21 protein-coding genes are annotated in these 19,696 nt (G+C 72.1%); 10 read left to right on the forward strand and 11 right to left on the reverse strand.

The features are described from left to right. The first annotated feature begins 90 nt into the window (after positions 1–90). From ACFQGL_RS23820 to ACFQGL_RS23835, 4 genes are all read left to right on the forward strand, one after another. The gene (locus ACFQGL_RS23820) at positions 91–975 is read left to right on the forward strand and encodes a S41 family peptidase (protein ID WP_377514589.1); all 885 of its coding nucleotides are present in this window, start codon (positions 91–93) and stop codon (positions 973–975) included. Between the two features lie 97 nt (positions 976–1,072). Beyond that, positions 1,073–1,423, forward strand: coding sequence for a hypothetical protein (locus tag ACFQGL_RS23825; RefSeq protein WP_377514590.1), 351 nt, complete (start codon positions 1,073–1,075; stop codon positions 1,421–1,423). Between the two features lie 91 nt (positions 1,424–1,514). Next, positions 1,515–1,907, forward strand: a complete 393-nt coding sequence (locus ACFQGL_RS23830; RefSeq protein WP_377514592.1) for a hypothetical protein — start codon at positions 1,515–1,517, stop codon at positions 1,905–1,907. A 1-nt stretch (position 1,908) separates the two neighbouring features. Continuing rightward, positions 1,909–4,347 carry a DUF4132 domain-containing protein gene (locus ACFQGL_RS23835; RefSeq protein WP_377514593.1) on the forward strand — a complete coding sequence of 813 codons (2,439 nt, stop codon included), beginning with the start codon at positions 1,909–1,911 and terminating at the stop codon, positions 4,345–4,347. Position 4,348: 1 nt separating this feature from the next. On the opposite strand, the gene ACFQGL_RS23840 is transcribed toward ACFQGL_RS23835, so the two are convergent. Further along, positions 4,349–4,573 (reverse strand): NIPSNAP family protein, encoded by a 225-nt coding sequence (locus tag ACFQGL_RS23840; protein WP_377514594.1) that lies wholly within the window; start codon positions 4,571–4,573, stop codon positions 4,349–4,351. 78 nt (positions 4,574–4,651) lie between these two features. Next, the gene (locus tag ACFQGL_RS23845; RefSeq protein WP_377514595.1) at positions 4,652–5,086 is read right to left on the reverse strand and encodes an HflX-like GTP-binding protein; all 435 of its coding nucleotides are present in this window, start codon (positions 5,084–5,086) and stop codon (positions 4,652–4,654) included. A gap of 112 nt (positions 5,087–5,198) precedes the next feature. Between ACFQGL_RS23845 and ACFQGL_RS23850 the strand changes: the two genes are divergently transcribed. Both ACFQGL_RS23850 and ACFQGL_RS23855 read left to right on the forward strand, forming a co-directional pair. After that, positions 5,199–5,564, forward strand: a complete 366-nt coding sequence (locus ACFQGL_RS23850) for a hypothetical protein (RefSeq protein ID WP_377514596.1) — start codon at positions 5,199–5,201, stop codon at positions 5,562–5,564. Positions 5,565–5,615: 51 nt separating this feature from the next. Beyond that, positions 5,616–6,041, forward strand: coding sequence for a DUF7919 family protein (locus tag ACFQGL_RS23855; protein ID WP_377514597.1), 426 nt, complete (start codon positions 5,616–5,618; stop codon positions 6,039–6,041). Positions 6,042–6,058: 17 nt separating this feature from the next. Here ACFQGL_RS23855 and ACFQGL_RS23860 read toward each other — a convergent pair whose 3' ends face one another. The 3 genes from ACFQGL_RS23860 to ACFQGL_RS23870 all read right to left on the reverse strand — a co-directional run bounded on the left by ACFQGL_RS23860 (position 6,059) and on the right by ACFQGL_RS23870 (position 10,653). Continuing rightward, positions 6,059–6,676: a DUF4240 domain-containing protein gene (locus tag ACFQGL_RS23860; RefSeq protein ID WP_377514598.1), complete on the reverse strand. Its 618-nt coding sequence runs from the start codon at positions 6,674–6,676 to the stop codon at positions 6,059–6,061. Between the two features lie 135 nt (positions 6,677–6,811). Further along, positions 6,812–7,696: an MHYT domain-containing protein gene (locus ACFQGL_RS23865; protein ID WP_377514599.1), complete on the reverse strand. Its 885-nt coding sequence runs from the start codon at positions 7,694–7,696 to the stop codon at positions 6,812–6,814. Positions 7,697–7,851: 155 nt separating this feature from the next. Beyond that, entirely contained in the window at positions 7,852–10,653 is a 2,802-nt protein-coding gene (locus tag ACFQGL_RS23870) for a DEAD/DEAH box helicase (protein WP_377514600.1), read from the reverse strand. Positions 10,654–10,739: 86 nt separating this feature from the next. Between ACFQGL_RS23870 and ACFQGL_RS23875 the strand changes: the two genes are divergently transcribed. Beyond that, positions 10,740–11,510 (forward strand): HAD family hydrolase, encoded by a 771-nt coding sequence (locus ACFQGL_RS23875; protein ID WP_377514602.1) that lies wholly within the window; start codon positions 10,740–10,742, stop codon positions 11,508–11,510. 112 nt (positions 11,511–11,622) lie between these two features. Beyond that, a complete protein-coding gene (locus ACFQGL_RS23880) occupies positions 11,623–12,534 on the forward strand; it encodes an EamA family transporter (RefSeq protein ID WP_377514603.1) in 912 nt (303 codons plus the stop codon). Here the strand turns inward: ACFQGL_RS23880 and ACFQGL_RS23885 are convergent. The 6 genes from ACFQGL_RS23885 to ACFQGL_RS23910 all read right to left on the reverse strand — a co-directional run bounded on the left by ACFQGL_RS23885 (position 12,497) and on the right by ACFQGL_RS23910 (position 17,374). Next, positions 12,497–13,420 (reverse strand): YegS/Rv2252/BmrU family lipid kinase, encoded by a 924-nt coding sequence (locus ACFQGL_RS23885; RefSeq protein WP_377514605.1) that lies wholly within the window; start codon positions 13,418–13,420, stop codon positions 12,497–12,499. The two genes, ACFQGL_RS23880 and ACFQGL_RS23885, sit on opposite strands and share 38 nt — an antisense overlap. 155 nt (positions 13,421–13,575) lie before the next feature. Further along, positions 13,576–14,529: a twin-arginine translocase subunit TatC gene (gene tatC / locus ACFQGL_RS23890; protein ID WP_377514607.1), complete on the reverse strand. Its 954-nt coding sequence runs from the start codon at positions 14,527–14,529 to the stop codon at positions 13,576–13,578. An 18-nt stretch (positions 14,530–14,547) separates the two neighbouring features. Beyond that, a complete protein-coding gene (gene tatA, locus ACFQGL_RS23895) occupies positions 14,548–14,838 on the reverse strand; it encodes a Sec-independent protein translocase subunit TatA (protein WP_377514608.1) in 291 nt (96 codons plus the stop codon). Between the two features lie 205 nt (positions 14,839–15,043). Further along, entirely contained in the window at positions 15,044–15,289 is a 246-nt protein-coding gene (locus ACFQGL_RS23900) for a hypothetical protein (RefSeq protein ID WP_377514609.1), read from the reverse strand. A 10-nt stretch (positions 15,290–15,299) separates the two neighbouring features. Continuing rightward, positions 15,300–16,379, reverse strand: a complete 1,080-nt coding sequence (locus ACFQGL_RS23905; RefSeq protein WP_377514610.1) for a helix-turn-helix transcriptional regulator — start codon at positions 16,377–16,379, stop codon at positions 15,300–15,302. Next, positions 16,376–17,374 carry a helix-turn-helix transcriptional regulator gene (locus ACFQGL_RS23910; protein WP_377514612.1) on the reverse strand — a complete coding sequence of 333 codons (999 nt, stop codon included), beginning with the start codon at positions 17,372–17,374 and terminating at the stop codon, positions 16,376–16,378. The genes ACFQGL_RS23905 and ACFQGL_RS23910 overlap by 4 nt, the downstream gene beginning before the upstream one ends. A 128-nt stretch (positions 17,375–17,502) precedes the next feature. Here ACFQGL_RS23910 and ACFQGL_RS23915 point away from each other — a divergent pair, with 128 nt between their 5' ends. Beyond that, the gene (locus ACFQGL_RS23915; RefSeq protein ID WP_377514613.1) at positions 17,503–18,510 is read left to right on the forward strand and encodes a cation diffusion facilitator family transporter; all 1,008 of its coding nucleotides are present in this window, start codon (positions 17,503–17,505) and stop codon (positions 18,508–18,510) included. 57 nt (positions 18,511–18,567) lie between these two features. Beyond that, entirely contained in the window at positions 18,568–19,653 is a 1,086-nt protein-coding gene (locus tag ACFQGL_RS23920) for a DUF3866 family protein (protein ID WP_377514614.1), read from the forward strand. Positions 19,654–19,696: the final 43 nt, after the last annotated feature.

The following is a 19,696-nucleotide window of genomic DNA, read 5'->3' on the forward strand; positions in this document are numbered from 1 at the left end:
CGGCGGGGCGGCTACGGGCAACCTCCTGGCGCCGGGGCCAGCGGGCAATTCGATGGTCATGAGGCTGTTAGCGGTCTAGCATGGCCCGCCGTGCTCTCAAACGAACAGATAATCGGACAGGCCCTGGATCGGATCGGGGCAGGGTACGTCTTCCCGGAGAAGGTCGCGGACATCGACACCGCGATCCGGCGCCGTCTCGCGGCTGGCGAGTACGAGGGCCTGTACGGGCCGGTGCTCTGCCAGACGGTGACCGCCCACCTTCAGGAGGTGTGCCCGGACAAGCATCTGCGGCTGCTGTGGACGGACCAGCCGCAGTCGCTGGATCCAGCGGACGAGGACGGGGGGCAGGCCGCGTTCCAAGCGCTGCTCAGGACGGAGAACCAGGGGATCCGCCGGGTCGAGCAGTTGGACGGGAACGTCGGGCTCATCGACGTGCGGCGCATCGCGTACGCGGTCGAGGGCGCCGACGCGATCGGCGCGGCCATGCAACTGGTCGCCCTCAGCTCCGCGCTCATCCTGGACTTGCGCGCCTGCGCCGGCGGAGCGCCGGAGGGAGCCGCGATGTGGTGCAGCTACTTCTTCCGCGACGACCAGGTGCACCTCAACGACTTCTACGAACGGTCCACCGGTGCCACACGCCAGTTCTGGACGACCGCGCACCTCCCCGCGCCACGCTATACGGACCGCCCGATCTATGCGCTCACCAGCGCGATGACGTTCTCCGGGGGCGAGGACGTGGCGTACACCCTTCAGGCCCACGGCCGGGCCGTCGTCGTCGGTGAGACGACACGTGGCGGCGCGCACCCGACGGCCCGGCACCCGGTCACCGAACACATCCTCGTGACCGTGCCGACCGCCCGGACCATCAACAGCGTCACCGGCAGCAACTGGGAGGGCGTCGGAGTGGTCCCCGACGTACCCGTCCCGGCAGACCAGGCACTCGACACGGCACTCAAGGCCATCGCGGGCGCGTAGGCGCGGCTGCCGTTCACTCGAATACGGGGCTCGGGTCGACCCGAGCCCCGTGTGGGGGCCGAAACCGGCGGGTGTGGCGTGCCCTAGCGTCGTCCCGATGGGCGATCATCACGGCGATGTCTGGACGCTGCACAGGCGCGACGACGGCGGACTACTCGCTGATCTCGTGGTGACCGGTGGCGACTTCCCATGGCTCAACGCTCGTGTCGAACCGCGGAGAGAACTCGCCGAGGTTCGTCCGCTCTTCGCCGAGGAACTACGGCTGCTCGATGGCATCGACGAGGATGTCGAATCCTGGGAATGCGCGTACGACGCGGTCCGGAACGACGTCACACTTCGGTACCCGAACGGGCAGGACGTTCCTGAATTCCTTCTCCACATCGAGGGTGACGAGGCGTGGTGGCGCTGGAGTGACGAGCCGTTCGACGAGGCGACGCCAACGGGATAGTCGCAAGTCGCCGCTTGGGCGGATCGTCTCCCGGTTTCGTCGGAGCGCCATGCCATGATGCCGCTCACCCCAAGGCGAGGAGCAGAGCGGCATGGCCACGGTGTTCGTTCGGGACGAGACTGCGACCGGCAGGGCGATCGATCGGTGGCCGATAGCGGGCCTGCCGGAGCGCATCTCCGCTCGGGAGCTGGTCCGGTTGCGGGTCCGCGAAGAGGTGGCACGTTTCAACGCCAACCAGCCCGAGCACTTCCGAGGGCTGGTGCAGCCGACCGATACGGAGGCCACGTTGAACGGCTATCGGGTCGCCCGGGGCAGGCGGCTCGACTGGGAGCAACAGGCGGACAAGGCCTGCGCCGCCTTCGCCCGTAACGGGTTCGTGCTGCTGGTCGGTGACCACCAGGTCGAGGACCTCGACGAGGAGATCGACCTGCTCGCCGACCCGGACGTGGCGTTCGTACGGCTCGTTGCGCTGGTGGGTGGCTGACGTGGGTGACTGGACGGATCTGCTTCCCGCCCTGACCGATGCCGAGCGTCGGCAGATCGAGTCTGGTCTCGTTGAGGTCGACGCTCGGATCAGGGCCCTGCTCCCGGACACGACCACCCACACGTACTACTGGGCGTCCGTCGTGACCAGCAAGCCGGCGTGGGCTGTCGTGGAGTCCTGGCCGGTCGAGGACCGTCGTCGTGCCGCCCTGTCCATGCACCTGGAGGCGGCGGCCGGGTCGATTCCCAACGCGCTGAACGATGCGGTGCGGCGTCTCGCCGACCGTGACCTGCCCTGGACGCGGGCGGATCTCCTGTGGTGCCTGGAGGTTGCCGGGCGCGGATACTGCTACCAGAACGGCACCCACCTGGAGCTACCGACGGTGATCGCCCAGCGTTTGGCGCCCGCGGAGCTGGCCGACCTGATACCGGCCCTGTCCGCGCTGCTCACGGAACTGGCCGACGACTACTTCATCGCGGTGGAGCCTCGACGACGCGCCGTCCAGCTGATCGGGCAGGCGCTCGATCATGCCGCCGGTCGCCGCGTGCCGTCCTGGCTGTTGCATGACGGGGACAGCTTCGGGCCCCGGGTCCGCGCCCAGTTGGGTGACATCCTCGCCACGCCGGGCGTGCCGGAGTTGCTGGCGCACTGCGCCTCGCTCGACAAGCCAGCAGCACCGGCGAAATGGCTGCGCCGCCTCGATGAACTCCGCGCGACCGCACGGGATGCTTCCCAGGCGGTTCACGGAATCCTGGAGACGTTTGCCGCCCACGGACGCGCGGTGCACGACGACTCGGACCGCCTCATCCGTGGGCTGGTCTGGGCGTTGTCGCAGGAGGCTGACGACGCGGCGACGGACCTGTTGGCGCGAGTCACCGCGGCCGCGGCGGCGGCACCCCGCCAGTCGTCCGGGTTCCCCCATGCCCAGCGCGCGGCGATCGCGGCGGTGCAGCTGCTCGCAGGGCGCGCCGGAGAGGTTCCGGTGCGGACGTTGGCGAGGCTGGCCGTGACAGTCAAGAACAAGGCTGTGCGGAGCCGGGTCCAGAACGCGCTGGCCCGCCTCGGCGCACTGCGCGGTTGGTCGCTCAGCGAAGTGCTGGAACTCGCCGTCGATGACCACGGGCTCGGTGCCGACGGGTGCCTGCGCGCACAGGTGGGGCCCTACGAGGCGACGATCGACGTTCTCGGCGAGAAGGCACGCCTGACGTTCGCTCGCGACGGCGTCCCGCGCAAGGGCGTCCCGGCCCAGGTCAAGCAGGCGTACGGCGACGAGCTCAAGGCGCTGCGTGGCTTGGTCAAGAGCATCGGTGCGACGTTGGTGGCCGAGCGTCAGCGGGTGGAGGGGCTGCTGTCCGAGGACCGCGTCTGGGCGTACCCGGACTGGGTGTCCCGGCTCCTCGAACACCCGATCACCGGGCCCTACGGTCGACGGCTGCTGTGGGAGACCAGCGCCGACGGAGGCAGCTGGTCGGCGGGCCTGCCCCGGCTCGATGCCGACGGATGGACGCTCGCCGACCTGGATGGCCGCGCCCTTCCCAGCGAGCGGGTCAGGCTGTGGCATCCCATCCGGGCCAGCACGGACGAGGTTCTCGCGTGGCGTGGGCACCTGCTCGCCGCTGGTCTGGCACAGCCGTTCAAGCAGGCCTTTCGAGAGGTCTACCTGCTCACGCCCGCCGAGGAGAAGACGCTCAGCTACTCCAACCGGTTCGCCGCGCACATCCTGCGCTACCGGCAGGCGAATGCGCTGATGCGGGTCCGGGGCTGGCAGGCCGGCTACCTCGGCACCTGGGACGGCGGCTACCACAGCGAGGCCACCAAGCTGTTCGGCGGCGGCGCCTGGCGGGCGTCCTTCGACCACCAACTCGTCGACAACGCCGACCCACAGAGGTACGACGTCCAGTACTGCTCCACCGACCAGGTGCGCTTCGCCCGGCGCGACGGGGCGACCTGGCAGCCGGCGTCGGTCGTGGACGTACCACCGCTGGTCTTCACCGAGGCCATGCGCGACGTGGACCTCTTCGTCGGCGTCACCTCGATCGCCAACGACCCGGAGTGGGCCGATCGCGGCGAGGACCGGTTCCAGGCCTACTGGCGCAGCGCCGTCATCGGCGCGCTGACCCCGTCGGCGGAGGTACGCCGGGACGCGCTGACCCGGCTGCTTCCACGAATGACCATCGCCGATCGGGTGGACCTCTCGGATCGGTTCCTGCACGTGCGCGGCAACCTGCGCAGCTACCGGATACACCTCGGTTCCGGCAACATCATGATGGAGCCCGACGACGCCTACCTGTGCATCGTCCAGGCACGCGACCGCACCGGGCGGCTGCACCTGCCCTTCGATGACGACCCCATGCTGTCCACGATCCTGTCCAAGGCGATCATGCTCGCCGCCGACGACAAGATCACCGACACCACGGTGCTCCGGCAGCTCGCCAGGTGACTCAGTCGGTCGGTAGGAGCGGGCGCATGAAGGTCCGCTCGTACCGCACGACACAGCCCGAGTCGTCGCGGATGCGGTCGGCCGCGACGAACTCGGGGTCCGTGCCGAACTGTGCGCGGTACCGCTCGTAGGCGGCCAGGCTCTCGAAGCTGAACAACGCTTCCGCCTGGTCGCTGGCGCCTTCGGCGGGCAGGAAGTAGCCGTGGTGCACGACGCAGGTGATCATCACACCACCAGAGGCGTCCGTGCTCACCTTGTCGGACCAGCAGCGCGGTTCGCGAGAGCGGCAGGTCGGGGCAGCAACTCAACGACCGTACTGGCGGGAACGGCGGGTGGATCTCCGACGTGTGGGCGGTTGGGATCGGGCCAGGCTGTCCAGGCTCGGCACCGACCGATCGAGGTCGGCCTGGGTGAGGACGGGGCGTTCGAGCCGGGTCGACAGCCAACGGCGCTGATAGTCGTTCAGGTCGTTGACGAACACCACCACGTCAACGTCCTTGTTGGAGCAGGTCGCGACGATCTCCTCCAACTTTCCCCGACCGATGAGGAAGCGTCGCGACAACGGGGTCGTCATCAGCCGGACGCCGCCGTCGGAGACGCCCCTGCGTTGCGTGAAACGGTCCAGGACCCGTCCCCCCAGCGCCATCACCCGCGCCTCCAGTGCATCGAGGCGTTCCTGGTGGTCGCGGTCCTTCGCGGAGAACAAGCCCACCAGGACCACGGAGCGCACGGCAGTCACGTGAACCAGCATCCCCGACCGCGGCCATGTTCGGAGGCCGGTGGTCGTCGGACCGCATACATCAGTCCGCGCCGGCGGACGGTAGCCTCGGGCCTCGTGAGTTGGCTGCCTGATGTGGGAGATCTTCGGCCCGGCCTGGGCGTGGCCCCCGGCGACGATGACCTACGAAGAGGACCGCATCGACCTGCTGCGGCACGAGAGGGAGATCGCCGCGCACGTGTCGTTCAACTATGCGCTGCTGAACGCGGAGGAGACGGCGCTGCTCGGCTGCGTCTACGTCGACCCGCCCGAGCGCACCGGCTCGGACGGCGAGATCTCCTGGTGGGTCGTCGACGACCTGGTCGGCAGTGACGTCGAGCGCGCCCTCGACGCGCTGGTGCCGCAGTGGATCGCCACCGATTGGCCCTTCCGGCAGCCCCGTTACCTGGGCCGTGACATCACCTGGCAGGAGTGGCTCGCGCTTCCGCGCGTCTCGTGATCCGTGCGAGGTGGTGCCCGGATCGGGGCGGGCCGATGGTAGGCATTGCTCATGGCCTATTTCGAGGACCTGACGCCGTACACCTATTTTGAGCCGGACGACCGGAACGGCCGGTGGGCACCCGACGAGCCGTGGCCGGACGTGCCCCTGCTCAACGTCGGGTGGCTGGACTCCTCGCATCCGTTCGTGACGGGCGTCGCCCCGGACGGGTTGCTGCCCGCACTGACGGAGCTGGCCACGGTCCGAGTCTGCCAAACGCGCGGCTACCACTACTGCGAACTCTGCGTCCGGGACCTGGGCGACGACGCCAGAGATGCCGTTCGGCAGGGCCTGATCGCCCGCGAGAGCGCTGAGTTCCGGGTACGGGGCCGAGACGTCGTGTACGCCGCACCGCAGCTGATGACCCACTACGTGGCCGCTCACGAGTACCTGCCACCACCCGAGTTCTGTGCGGCCGCTGTGGCGCGGACGAGTTGAACCAGCTCGGCAGGGGCCTAATCCGGTACGCGCCGAACAGCCAGGAACAGCCCGGCCAGCCCGGGTAGCCGCGTACGCCACTCGGTTGCGTCGTGCAGGTCCCAGCGCTCCTCCTCGGGCTCCGGACCGTCGGCCTGCGGAGCGGGTCCAACCTCGACGGCCTCCCAGAACGCGTCGGAGTCGCCGGTGCGCCGCTCGTACGCCTTCTGCGCCGCGAACAGGAGCTCCTCGTCGCCGATCCAGAGTTTGTCGTCGGCCGATGCGGCGATCTCCGCCACGGCGGGGTTCCCGGCGAGGGTGTCGGGATCGGTGGCGACGGCTTCGAAGGCCCCGCGACCGAGGCCGACCAGCCCGGCGCGGAAGTCGGAGAAGCCGTCGTCGGAGAGGAAACCGTGCTCGATGATCCAGCACGCCGCCGCGACGTCCCAGGTGTCGATGCCGTCGATCACGTCGCTGAGCACCCGGTCGAACGCGACGATCTCCGGCAGGGTGAGGCGCGCCAACTCCGTCACCAGTGCCTCGGCGACCTCACTCGGCTGGCCGTCGTCCTTCGCCCTGTCCGCTGCTGGACCGGCCGCTCCTCGGGCCCGCTCCACGATTTCCCAAAAGCCATTCACGTCCACGGCCGACAGCATCCACCATCGCTGTGACACTTCACGTCGCTCGGCGCGGGACGCCTCGTTCGTACTCGCGATCGGGGTTACCGACCGCGCGGCGGACGGTGCGCGCCGCGCCGGGAATCGGCGCGCACCGTTGGCCGACCGTCCGCGTCAGCGGGGCGGCATGTCCCGGCGGGACGGGAACGGGGTGCCGGGCGTGCCGAGGGTGGAGCGGGCGCGCAGCCCGACCGGGTCCGGCGCGGCGGCGGGGGCCGGCGCGACCGGCTCCGGGATCCGCCGCCCGTCCAGGTACGCGGCAGCCGCCCGATCGTCGGCGGTGGGCGCGGCGAGCAGGGCGTAGACCAGACCGACCACCCCGAAAATCACCGCCAGCACGATCGGCACCAGCAGCGTGGTCACCCCGGCCCCGGACACGTCCTCCTGGCCCTCGTGCGGGTGCACCGAGAGAGCGCTCATGCCGGTGAAGTGCATGCCGTTCACGGCGACGCCCATGACCAGCGCGGAGACGACGATCGCCAGCGGCCGGCGGACGGTCATCGCGAGCCACAGCGCCACGGTGGCCGCCACGATCGCGATGACCACCGACAGCACCACCCGGGTGCCGTCGTAGCCGAGGCTGCCCTTGAGGCGCATCGCCGCCATCCCGGTGTAGTGCATGGCGGCCACGCCGACACCGGTGAAGATCCCACCGCCGACGAGCCGTACCGGATTGAGCCGACCGGTGCCCACGATGGCCAGGCCGATGCCGACCGCCACCACGGCGATGACCGTGCTGGCGGCGGTGAGCGGCACGTCGTACCGGATCCGGGTGCCCTGCACGGCGAAGCCGAGCATGGCCATGAAGTGCATCGCCCAGATGGCGGTGCCCCCGAGGGCCCAGGCGGACAGCAGCCCCCACAGGGCGCGCTGGCCGGCGCTGCCGGCGATACGGATACGCCCGGCGCAGACCAGCCCGAGGATCGAGCCGAGCACGGACAGCGCGTAGCTCAACGCGGGTGTGATCCACCCGTACTCAAAGTGATTGATCTCCGCCACAGCGGCCTTCCCCCCCATTGGTTACCGGCGCGTAAAGCTTGCGTCCGGGCAATGATCGAGGGTGTCCCGGACAGGCGTGACAGCACCCCCCTTCAATCCGAGGGGTGCTGTCACAGTGACTGTCCGGCGCGGTGGTCTATGACCGAAAGTGATGATCAGGCGGTGGTGTGGTACGCCAGCACGCCCCGGTTGATCGCGCCGATCGCCTGCCGGGCGGTGGAACGCAGCTCCGCAGATGCGCCCCCGGAATCGGCCAGCTGGCCGAGCAGGTCGACCACCTGCCGCGCCCACCGGACGAAGTCACCGGCCGGCATCTCGCCGTCGATCTCGTGACCGCTACCGAGCACCTTGGACAACGCCTCGCCCCGCGCCCACCGAAAGACCGGCCAGGCGAAGCCGAGGTCCGGCTCCCGGGTCGCCGTCAGGCCCCGCGCCGCCTCGTCGGCCTCGATCTCGCCCCACAGTTTCAGCGTCTCGTCCACCGCGTCGGCCACCGGCCCGCGCGGCAGCGACGCCCGCTCGTCGACGTCGCGGCGCGCCTCGAAGACCACCACCGACACGGCGGCGGCCAACTCGGACGGGGACAGCCCGTCCCACACCCCCCGGCGCAGGCACTCGGCGACGAGCAGGTCGGCTTCGGTCCAGATCCGGCCGAGCATCCGGCCGGCGTCGGTCACCGCACCATCGCGGGCGAGGTAGCCGCGGTCGGTCAGCAGCGCGACGATCCGGTCGAAGGTCCGAGCCAGTGACCCGGTACGCCCCGAGACCCGCTCGCGCAGTTCCTCGGTGTCGCCCTCCAACCGCCGGCGACGCTCCGCCCAGCGGGCGTGGTCCTCCCGCTCGGGGCAGTTGTGGCACGGGTGCCGGCGCAGCTCGGACCGCAGCTGGGTGAGCCGGTGGTCCTCGCCGGCCGCCTGCCGGGAACGGCCACCGCGCCGCCCGCCGTGCCGGTCCAACCCCGTGCCGCTGACCTCGGCCGCGAGATCCCGACGGGCGGCCGGCGAACGGTGGTTGAAGTGCTTGGGCACCCGGATACGGGCCAACACCTCGGCCGGGGTGTTGAAGTCGCCGGGGCTGACCCGCCCGGCCCAGCGGTCCTGGGTGAGCACCAACGGCCGGGGCTCACCAAACCCGCCGGTCGCCGGGTCCAGCACCACGGCCAACCCGGCCCGACGGCCCGACGGCACCCGGATCACGTCGCCCACCCGAAGTCGCTCCAGCGAGGCCACCGCGGCGGCCTTGCGCTGCGTCTGCCCCTGCCGGGCAATGGCCTTCTCCCGGTCGGCGATCGCCACCCGCAGCGCGAAGTACTCGTCGAAGTCGCCGTGGTGGCAGGCGGCCTCCGCGCCGTACGCCTCGATGGTTTCGGTGTTGCGCTGCACCTGCCGGGCCAGGCCGACCACCGAGCGGTCCGCCTGGAACTGCGCGAACGACGACTCCAGCAGGGCCCGGGCCGGCTCCGCGCCGACCGTGCCCACCAGGTTGACCGCCATGTTGTACGAGGGCCGGAAGCTGGAGCGCAGCGGGTAGGTGCGGGTGGAGGCGAGCCCGGCCACGTGCCGCGGGTCGGTCTCCGGGGACCACACCACCACCGCGTGGCCCTCCACGTCGATGCCGCGCCGGCCGGCCCGGCCGGTGAGCTGGGTGTACTCCCCCGGGGTCAGGTCGACGTGCGCCTCGCCGTTGTACTTGACGAGCCGCTCCAGCACGACGCAACGGGCCGGCATGTTGATGCCCAGCGCGAGGGTCTCGGTGGCGAACACCGCCTTGACCAGGCCCCGGACGAACAGCTCCTCGACGACCTCCTTGAACACCGGCAACATGCCGGCGTGGTGGGCGGCCAGGCCGCGCTCCAGCCCGTCGAGCCACTCCCAGTAGCCCAGCACCGACAGGTCCTCGCCCGGAATGGCGGTGACCCGGGACTCGACCACCCGGCGGATCTCGGTGCGCTCCTCGGGCGAGGTGAGCCGCAGACCGGCGGCGAGGCACTGCTGCACGGCGGCGGCGCAGCCGGCCCGGCTGAAGATGAACAGGATCGCCGGCAGCAGGCCCTCCCGGTCCAGCCGGTCGACGATGTCCGGGCGCATCGGCCCGCGCCAGCGGGGGCCGCGTCGGCCGACACCCGGGCCGGCGCCGCGCCCCTCGCCCAGCTCCAGCCGACGCGTCTGCTCGCGGGTGTAGCGCAGCAGCTCCGGGTGCACGTCGTGCTTGCGGGCGGCGTCGGCGTCGTGGAACAGGTCGAACATCCGCTTGCCGACCAGCATGTGCTGCCACAGCGGCACCGGCCGGTGCTCGCTGACCACCACCGCGGTCTCGCCACGCACGGTGACCAGCCAGTCGGCGAACTCCTCGGCGTTGGAGACGGTCGCCGACAACGAGACCAGCGTGACCGAGGCGGGCAGGTGGATGATCACCTCTTCCCACACCCCGCCACGGAAGCGGTCGGCGAGGTAGTGCACCTCGTCCATGACCACGTAGGCCAGCCCCTGCAACGTGCTGGAACCGGCATAGAGCATGTTGCGCAGCACCTCGGTGGTCATCACCACCACCGGCGCGTCGCCGTTGATCGCGTTGTCCCCGGTGAGCAGACCAACCTGCTCGGCGCCGTACCGGGCGACCAGGTCGTGGTACTTCTGGTTGGAGAGCGCCTTGATCGGGGTGGTGTAGAAACACTTGCGCCGGGCCGGGGGCGTGGCCGGGTCGTCGGCCGCCGCCGGCTGGTCGGGCCGTCCGCGCAACGCCAGGTGTACGGCGAACTCGCCGACCGCCGTCTTTCCGGCGCCGGTGGGGGCGCAGACCAGCACGCCGCTGCCCCGCTCCAACGACTGGCACGCCTCGCGCTGGAAGTCGTCGAGGTCGAAGCCCAGGTCACGGGCGAATTCGTCCAGCGCCGGGAACTCGGAGGCCTGCGCGGCCCGGCGGCGGTCCGCGGCGTACCGCTCGGCGGGGCTCGACATGGCACCAAGATTAGTGCGTGCCTGGACACGGCACCCCACAAGGCCGTCCGGGAGGGCCGTCGGCGGCGGTCGGTAGGGTGCACGGCGTGCCGGACCATGTCGAAACCCCCCAGACTCGTTCGCCGGGCAGCGCCGAGGACGTCGCCGCTCCCCGGGCGTCCCGCCGGCCCGTCAAGGCGGTGCTCTTCGACTTCCACGGCACCCTGGCGCAGGTGGAGGAACCCCGCCGGTGGGTGCAGACGGCCGCGGCGGCCTGCGGGGTCACCCTGGACCGGGTCCGGGCCACCTCGCTGGCCGACCGGCTGTTGACCGCCGGACGCGCCGGCGGCCCGCTGCCGGCCCGGGTACCGCCCCGGCTGGCCGAGCTGTGGGCCGACCGGGACCTCTACGCGCACGCCCACCGGGGCGCCTACACGGGGCTGGCCGAGACCGTCGACGCCGGCATCGAGGGGTTCGCCGACGCGCTGTACGAGCGGCTGCTGGTCGCCGACGGCTGGGTGCCGTACCCGGACACCGCGCCCACCCTCGCCGCGCTGCGCGACGCCGGGGTACGGGTGGCGGTGGTCAGCAACATCGGCTTCGACCTGCGGCCGCTCTTCGACGCCTGGGGCCTGACCGGGCTGATCGACGCGTTCGTGCTCTCCTACGAGGTGGGGCGGTGCAAGCCCGACCCGGCGATCTTCCTGCGCGCCTGCGGGCTGCTCGGCGTGGACCCGGAACAGACGCTGATGGTCGGCGACACGCCGGCCGACGCGGGCGCGGTGCGCGCCGGCTGCGCGGTGCTGGTGCTGCCGGCCGCCGACCCGGGCCGGGACAACGGGCTCGGTGCCGTCCTGGACCTGGCCCTGCCGGCCTGACCGTCAGACCGGGATGTGAATCACCGGTAGATCGCCATCGCCTCAGCCACGCCCTGCTCGGTTTGGTGGACCGCCGCAGGGCAGCCGGAGCAGACCGCATAACGTCGTGCCCGTGACAGAGACCCTGCTGCCCGAGCCACGAGCCGCCGACGCGCCGGCCGCCCCGCGCGGAGGTGTCGCTGCCGTGGGGCTGGTGCTCGGCGGGGCCCTGTCGGTGCAGTTCGGCTCCGCCGTGGCCGCGCTGCTCTTTTCGCGTACCGGGGTGGCCGGCGCGGTGACCCTGCGGCTGACCATCTCGGCGGTGCTGCTGCTCGTCGTGTGCCGGCCTCGACTGCGCGGTCACGACCGGTCCGCCTGGATGGCGGCGGGCGCGTTCGGGCTGGCGTTGGCCGGCATGAACTCGCTGTTCTACCAGGCCATCGAACGGATCCCGCTGGGCCCGGCGGTGACGCTGGAGGTGCTCGGCCCGCTGGCACTGTCGGTGTTCACCGCCCGCCGGCTCGGCAGTTGGTGCTGGGCGGGGCTGGCGCTGGCCGGGGTGGCGCTGCTCGGTCAGGGCGGCTTCGACCGGCTCAACCCGTCCGGGGTGGCCTTCGCGTTCGGCGCGGGGGCGATGTGGGCCGCGTACATCGTGCTGAGCGCCCGGGTCGGCGGCCGGTTCCCGGGCGCGGACGGCCTGGCCCTGGCGTTGACCCTCGCCGCGCTGGTCACCCTCCCCCTGGGCATCCTCGACGGCGGCCCGGTGCTGCTCGAACCGGAGGTGCTGGCGCTCGGCACGGCCCTCGCGGTACTCGCCTCCGGGCTGCCGTACACCCTGGAGCTGCTGGCGTTGCGCCGGATGCCCACCGCCACCTTCGCGGTGTTGATGAGCCTCGGCCCGGCCATCGCCACGCTGGCCGGTTGGCTGGTGCTGCACCAGGCGCTGACCGTGCTGGAGTGCGTGGCCATCGCACTGGTCATCGCGGCCAGCATCGGCGCGGTACGGGTCAGCGCAAGAGCCGCAGCGCGCCCGGCACGGCGCTGATCGTCACCGGCAGGTCCAGCGAACGCTCCCCGTCGGCGTACGTGGTGATGCCCTCGGCGGTCAGCTCCACCGTTCGGGCCCGGTAGCTGCTCACCAACGGGTGACTGATGTGGGTGCCCTGGTAGATGCGCGGCTTGACCCGGATCAGGGTGCGCCGGTTGACCCGGCCGGCCACCACCACGTCGAGCAGCCCGTCGGTCGGGTCGGCGTCCGGGCAGATCCGCATTCCGCCGCCGTACGTCGGGCAGTTGCCCACCGCCACCAGCACCGCGTCCAGCTCGTGCGGCACCCCGTCCAGCCGCAGGGTGTAGCGGCGGGGCCGGAGCCGGGCCAGCTCGACGAGGATCGCCAGGTCGTACCGGCGAGGGCCGCGCGGCCAGCGCATCCGGTTGGCCCGCTCGTTGCAGATCGCGTCGAAGCCGGCCGCGAGGACCGCGCCGTACCAGCGCTCGGTGCCGTCCGTGCCGGTCATCCGGGCCAGGTCCACCGGGTGGGTCCGGCCGGCGCGCAACGCGTCGGCGATCATCGCCACCGCGGCGAGGGAGTCGGCCGGGAAGCCGGTGTCGAGGGCGAAGTCGTTGCCGGTGCCCGCCGGCACCGGGCCGAACGGCACGTCGGTGCCCGCGACGGCCTGCATCGCCCGGTGTACGGTGCCGTCCCCGCCGATCGCGACCAGCGCGGCGACACCGTCGGCGACCGCCGCGTGGCAGGCCGACTCCGCCTCGTCCGGGCTGGACGCGGGCAGCAGCCGGACCGGTCGGCCGGCGGCGGCAAGCCCGTCCAGCAGTTGGGGCAGCAGGCCCCGGTAGCGGCCCCGGCCGGCGGTCGGGTTGACCAGCACGGCGATCGGGCCGGACAGGTGAGCGTCTGCGGTCACGGGCAGCACCGTACCGGTCGGACACCCGCCGTTCACCGGGGGCGGACGACGTCACGAGCGGTCCCGGAACCGGTGCGATCGGTGACCGTGAGAGCGGGCTGAACGCGGCGACGCCGCCCCCGGCGAACGGGGACGGCGTCGGCGAACCAGGCGGCGCGGGGCCGTCAGGTCATGTCGTCGTAGCGACGGTCGATCGGGGCCGGCTTGGCGATCGGCTCGGGTACGTCGATCGGCGCGGTCGCGTCGACCCGCTGCCCGGCCTCGACCGGCTCCGGGTCGAACTCCAGCGGCGACACCTCGTCGTCGTCGAGACCGGCGTAGACCTCCTTGCCACGCCCGCGTCGCTTGTCGTTGATGAACGCCACCCCGACCGCGACGAAGTAGAGCAGGGAGAGCGAGGCTGCCAGCAGGGTCATCCCGAAGGGACCCGGGTCCGGCGTGGCGATCGCCGCGAAGGCGAAGGAAATGAAGATCACCGCTCGCCACCAGCTCAACAGTCGCCGGGCGCTGGCTACGCCGGTGAAGTTGAGCATCAACAGGATGAGCGGGAACTCGAAGGCGACTCCGAACAACAGGATCATGTTCGTCACGAACGAGATGTAGCGGGTGACCTCCAACTGGGTGGAGAGGCCCGTCACGCCCGCCTCCAACAGGAACGCGAGGCCCTTGTCCACGACGAGGTAAGCCAGGACCGCACCACCCGCGAACAGCGGAGCCGCGATCGCGACGAAGACGTACGCCCACTTGCGCTCGTGTCGGTGCAGCCCGGGCGCGATGAAGGCCCAGAGTTGGTAGAGCCACACCGGCGCGCCAGCGATCAGGCCGATCCAGAGCGCCAACTTCAGCTTCAGGATGAAGCCGTCCGCAGGCGACAACTGAAGGAACGACCGACAGTTGCCGAGTGCGTCGGTGGCATCCGGCAGGCTGCAGTAGGGCTCCTTGAGCAGGTTGAATGCCGGCTGGGCCAGGAAGAAGCCGAGAATCAGGCCAGCAACGATCGCCAGCGACGCGCGGAACAGCCGATCGCGCAGCTCGCGGACGTGCTCGATGAGGGTCATCGAGCCGTCCGCGGCTCGCTCGAAGGTGCTCGGGCCGCGTTTACGGAGTGCGAAGGCCACGGTTATCGGGCCCCTCGGTCAGTTGTCGCGGACGCGGTGCACCGGGTCGACGACCGGCTGCTGCGGCGGGGCCTGGTACGGCGCCTGCTGCGGCTGCCCGGCGTGCGGCGGCAGCGGCTGGTAGCCGGCCTGCGCGTCGGCCTTCTCGGCCAGGTCGCGGTCGTCGTCCTGCAGGCTCTTGGTCTCGGCCTTGATGATCCGCAGCGAGCGGCCCAGCGAGCGGGCCGCGTCGGGGAGCCGCTTCGCACCGAAGAGCAGGACCAGCACAACCACAAGTACGGCGATGTGCCACGGCTTGAGGGCACCCATGGAAAACTCCAGTCGCTCTGTGTGTCCGGGGGTGGTACGCAGCCCATCGTACGTGCGGATCGGCCGGATGCCACCCGCCGGGTGGTGGTGGTCCGGGCCCGGCCGGTGAAGTCTTGACCAACCGCGATGATCCGTCAACCGTCACCGAACGGTCGGCCGCGCAGCCGGCCCAGGCCGGCCGGGCCAGCGCTGTGACGAGGGTCGATCAGCCCCGACGGGCCTTGATCACGGCGAGCCGTCGCTGGGTGGTGTCGAGCTGACGTTGCACGCCCTCGGCACGCTCCTGGAGCGCCTCGGCGGTCTCCCGCAGTTCCTCGGCAGCGGCGGCCCGCCGCTGCAACGCCACCGCGGCACGGCGCAGACCGGGCAGTCGGGCCAGCACCGGGCGCACGGCCAGGGCGAGCACCACGAGCGGGAGCAGCACCACCGCGAGCACGATCCAGATCAGCACGGCGGTCAGCCTACTGGGTACGGCCGGCCACCGCCGGGTCGCCCGACGGCGTGCCCGCCCGATCCGCCAGGTCAGGAGTCGCCGGGTCGGGTACCGGCAGCCGAGGCGCGGTGCTGGGTCCGGGGACCGCGTACGCCGCCAGCGCGGCTGCCGCCGTCGCCCGGACCTGCTCGGCCAACTCGACCGGGGCGACCACGGTGGCGTCCGGGCCGAGGCCGAGCACGAAACGACGGGCCCAGCCCAGATCGGTGACCCGCAGCGAAACCAGCCACTGGTCGCCGTCGCCGGCCTCCACCAGCTCGCACGGATAATATTCGGTGATCCACCGCTCGCTGCGGCCGATCCGCAGGGTGATCAGTGGCAGGTCGGGCGAGGGACGGAAGATGCCCTCGGTGCGGTCGTGCGGGCGGGCCTGCGGCGGCACGGTGGCCGGCTCGGCCAGCTCGGTGATCGCGTCGATCCGATCGGCCCGGAACAGCCGGACCGCCTCCGCGCGACGACACCACGCCTCCACGTACGCCCGACCGCCGACCATCAGCATCCGCAGCGGGTCGATGACGCGTTCGGTCGTCTCGTCCCGCGCGGCCGTGTAGTAGGTGATCCGCAGCGCCCGGCCGCCCTCCACGGCGGCGCGCAGCGCCTCCACCCGGCGGTTGTCCCCGGGCAGCCGGACCGCCACCGGAGCACCGACCAGGTCTCCGGCGTCCTCGATCTTGGCCAGGGCCCGCTCCACGGCCTCCCGGTTGGCCACGCCGGGCGTCTCGGCGAGCATCCGCAGCGCCACCACGAGCGCGAGTGCCTCGTCGGGGGTGAGCCGCAGCGGTCGGTCGATGCCGGCGTCGTAGGTGATGGTCACCCGGTCGCCGTCGAACGCCATGTCGATCAGGTCACCGGGGCCGTACCCGGGCAGCCCGCACACCCAGAGCAGCTCCAGGTCCTCGCGCAGCTGCCGCTCGGTCACGCCCAGGTCGCCGGCCGCCTCGGCGATCTCGATCCCCGGCCGGGCCAGCAGGTAGGGCACCAGGTTGAGCAGTCGGGCCAGCCGGTCGGCGGAGGCCCGGGAGCCGCCACGGGCGGCCGGACGGGTCATCGGGCACCACCGGTGGCGGCCAGGTCGTCGTGCCGGACGGCGATCTCCTTGAGCCGCTGGATGACCGCCTCACGGACCTCCGGTGGATCGAGCACTCGCACGTCCGGACCGTAGCCGACGAGTTGGCCGGCCAGCCCGTCCGGGTCGGCGTAGGGCAGCACCAGCAGGTCACCGTCCCGGCCGGCGGTCACCTGCACCGCCCAGCGGCGCAGCCCGGCGGCCCGACCGGGTGCGGCCAGCACGGTGGCCCGGCCGGTGCGCTCCACCGGCCCGGACCAGCGGGCCACGTGACTGATCAGATCCACGCCGGCCGGCGGCTCGTAACCGCCGGGCGTGCCGGTCACCCGGACCGCCCCCACGACCCGGGACAGGCGGAAGCAGCGGGTCGCCGCGCGGTCCAGGTCGTGACCGACCACGTACCACCGGCCGCGCCAGCAGACCACGCCCCACGGTTGCAGACGGCGGCGGCTGGGCGCGTCCCGGTCGGGCACCCGGTAGTCGAAGCCGACCTCGCGGCGGTCCCGGGCGGCGGCGGTCAACGGCGCGAACGCCGGGTCGACCGTGACCATCGGCTCCAGGCCCAGGGTGGCCTGCGGATCGACGTCCACCCCGGCGGCGCGCAGCTTGGCCAGCCCGGAGGACGCGGCGGCGGCCAGCCCGGCGTGCTGCCACAACCGAGCCGCGATGCCCACCGCGGCGGCCTCGTCCGGCTCGAGCGGGATGTCGGGCAGGGCGTACTCGCGGTGGGCGATCCGGTAGCCGGGCTCGGCGTCGAAGACGCTGGCCGTCCCGGTCTCCAGCGGGACGCCCAGTTCACGCAGCTCGGCCTTGTCCCGTTCGAACTTGCGCTGGAAGGCCTCGTGATCCCGCGCGTCATCGGGATCGTGCTCGTAACCGGGCACGGTCGCGGCGATCTGCGCGGCGGTCAGGAACCGTCGCGTGGACAGCAGGCAGATCACCAGGTTGACCAGGCGTTCGGTGCGGGTCCGCGACACGGGTAGACGCTAGCAGCCGACGCGCCCGGAACACGCACCCGCGCGGGCGTGCCGCACACTTGTTCGGATCGGTGCTGTCCGGGCTACTCGCCCGACGCGTCGGCGGTGACGGCCATAAGGTGACCCTCATGTCGGAAGCGGACGTCAAGACCGAGAGCGAGAGCGTCGGCACGGTGGTCGTCGCGGGTGCGGCCAACCTCGCCATCGCCGTGGCCAAGCTCATCGCCGGGCTGATCTCCGGCTCGGCCGCGATGCTCTCCGAGGCGGCGCACTCGGTCGCCGACACCGCCACCGAGGTGCTGCTCTACCAGGCGATACGCCGGGGCTCGCGCCCGGCGGACACCCGACACCCCTTCGGGTACGGCAAGGAGAGCTACGTCTGGGCGTTCTTCGCCGCCATGTTCACCTTCGTGGCCGGCGCCGGTTTCGCCGTCACCCACGGCGTCACCACGATCCTCGTGCACCAGCACAGCGGCGACTACCTGGTCTCGTACATCGTGCTGGCGGTGTCGTTCGTCATCGAGTCGATCTCGCTGGCCCGGGCCGTACGCCAGGTCCGCCGCGAGTCCAAGCGGTGGCGTACGACGCCTCGGCGGTTCCTGCGCCTGACCGCCGACACCGCCGTCAAGGCGGTCTTCCTGGAGGACAGCGCGGCCCTGATCGGTCTGGTCCTGGCCGCGCTCGGGGTCGGCCTGTCCCAGGCCACCGGCGACGAGGTGTGGGACGGCGTCGCGTCGATCCTGATCGGGTTGCTGCTGCTGGCCGTCGCCGGGATCCTGGCCAGCAACAACCTGTCGCTGCTGGTCGGCCGGGCGGTCCCGGAACGGCTGCGCCGCGAGATCGAGCAGGACCTGGCCAGGCTGCCCGAGGTGGAGCGGATCGACACGCTGCTGACCATGCAGCTCGGCCCGGACGACATCCTGGTCGCCGCGAAGGTCGACTTCCGGGACGAGGCCACCGGCGCGGCCATCGAGGCCACCGCCGACGAGGCCGAACGGCGGCTCACCGGGCGGTACCCGGAGATCCGCTACGTCTTCCTCGACCCCACCCGGTCGCAGCCCGGCGCCGAGGGCCAGGCCCGGCACACCCAGGCCCCGCCGGATCCGGACGCGGGCGGCGAACCCGGGTCGACCTGAGCCCCGCCGGACCACCCGGACGCGGGGTGTCGGGCCCGCGCGGCTAGCGTGCCCGTCATGGTGCGATGGCGGGCGGGGACGGTGGCGGCGCTGCGACGGCAGTGGACCGGGGCGGTGGAGCTGGACGTCGACCTGCCCGACGGCACCCGACTGCGGGCGCTGGCCTACCCCGAGCTGGTCGGCATGCCCGAGCCCGGCGACCGGGTGCTGCTCAACGCCGGAGCGCTGCTGATGGGCCTGGGCACCGGCGGGTACGCCCTGGTCGTGGCCCTGCCGGACCGGCTGCCGCCGGACCCGCCGGCCGCCGGCGACACCCGCGACTCCGGGCACCTGGTGAAGGCCCGCTACACCCCGCTGCAGCCGATCCTGCTCGGCGTCGACGAGGAGGCGTCCCCGCACCGGGACCTGCTGGCCGACGCGGACGACCTGGGTGGGCTGCCGGTGGTCACCGCCGACCTGCACTCGGCCCTGCCGGCGATCCTGGCCGGCATCCGGGCCGACGCCCCGCACGCGCGGGTGGCGTACCTGCTCACCGACGGCGGAGCGTTACCCGCCTGGTTCTCCCGCACCCTGGCCGGGCTGCGTGACGACCTGGTCGGCACGATCACCGTCGGGCAGGCTTTCGGCGGCGATCTGGAGGCCACCACCCTGCACGGTGGCCTGCTCGCCGCCCGGTACGTGCTGCGCGCCGACGTGGCCGTGGTCGCGCAGGGTCCGGGCAACCTGGGCACCGGCACCCGGTGGGGCTTCTCCGGGGTCGCGGTCGGCGAGGCGGTCAACGCGATCGCCACGCTGGGCGGCCGGCCGATCGGCTCGCTGCGGATCTCCGCGGCCGACCCCCGCCCCCGGCATCGGGGCGTGTCGCACCACAGCCTCACCGCGTACGGCCGGGTGGCCCTCGCCGCCGCGGACCTGGTGGTGCCGGCCGACCTGGACCCGGAGCTGGCCGACGAGGTGCACACGGCACTGGCCCCGCTGGAGTCCCGGCACCGGATCGTCCGGGTACCCACCGACGGCCTGGACGCCGCGCTACGCGCCAGCCCCGTGCCCCTGTCCACGATGGGCCGGGCCCTGGACGCCGACCACGCCTACTTCCTGGCCGCCGCCGCAGCCGGCCGCCACGCCAGCACCCTCCTTTCCTAGTCCCCCCGCCCCACCCGCCCGCGTTGATCATTAAGTTGTTGCC

It is taken from the genome of Micromonospora vulcania, assembly GCF_042658605.1.
GTDB classification, from domain to species: Bacteria; Actinomycetota; Actinomycetes; order Mycobacteriales; family Micromonosporaceae; genus Micromonospora; species Micromonospora vulcania.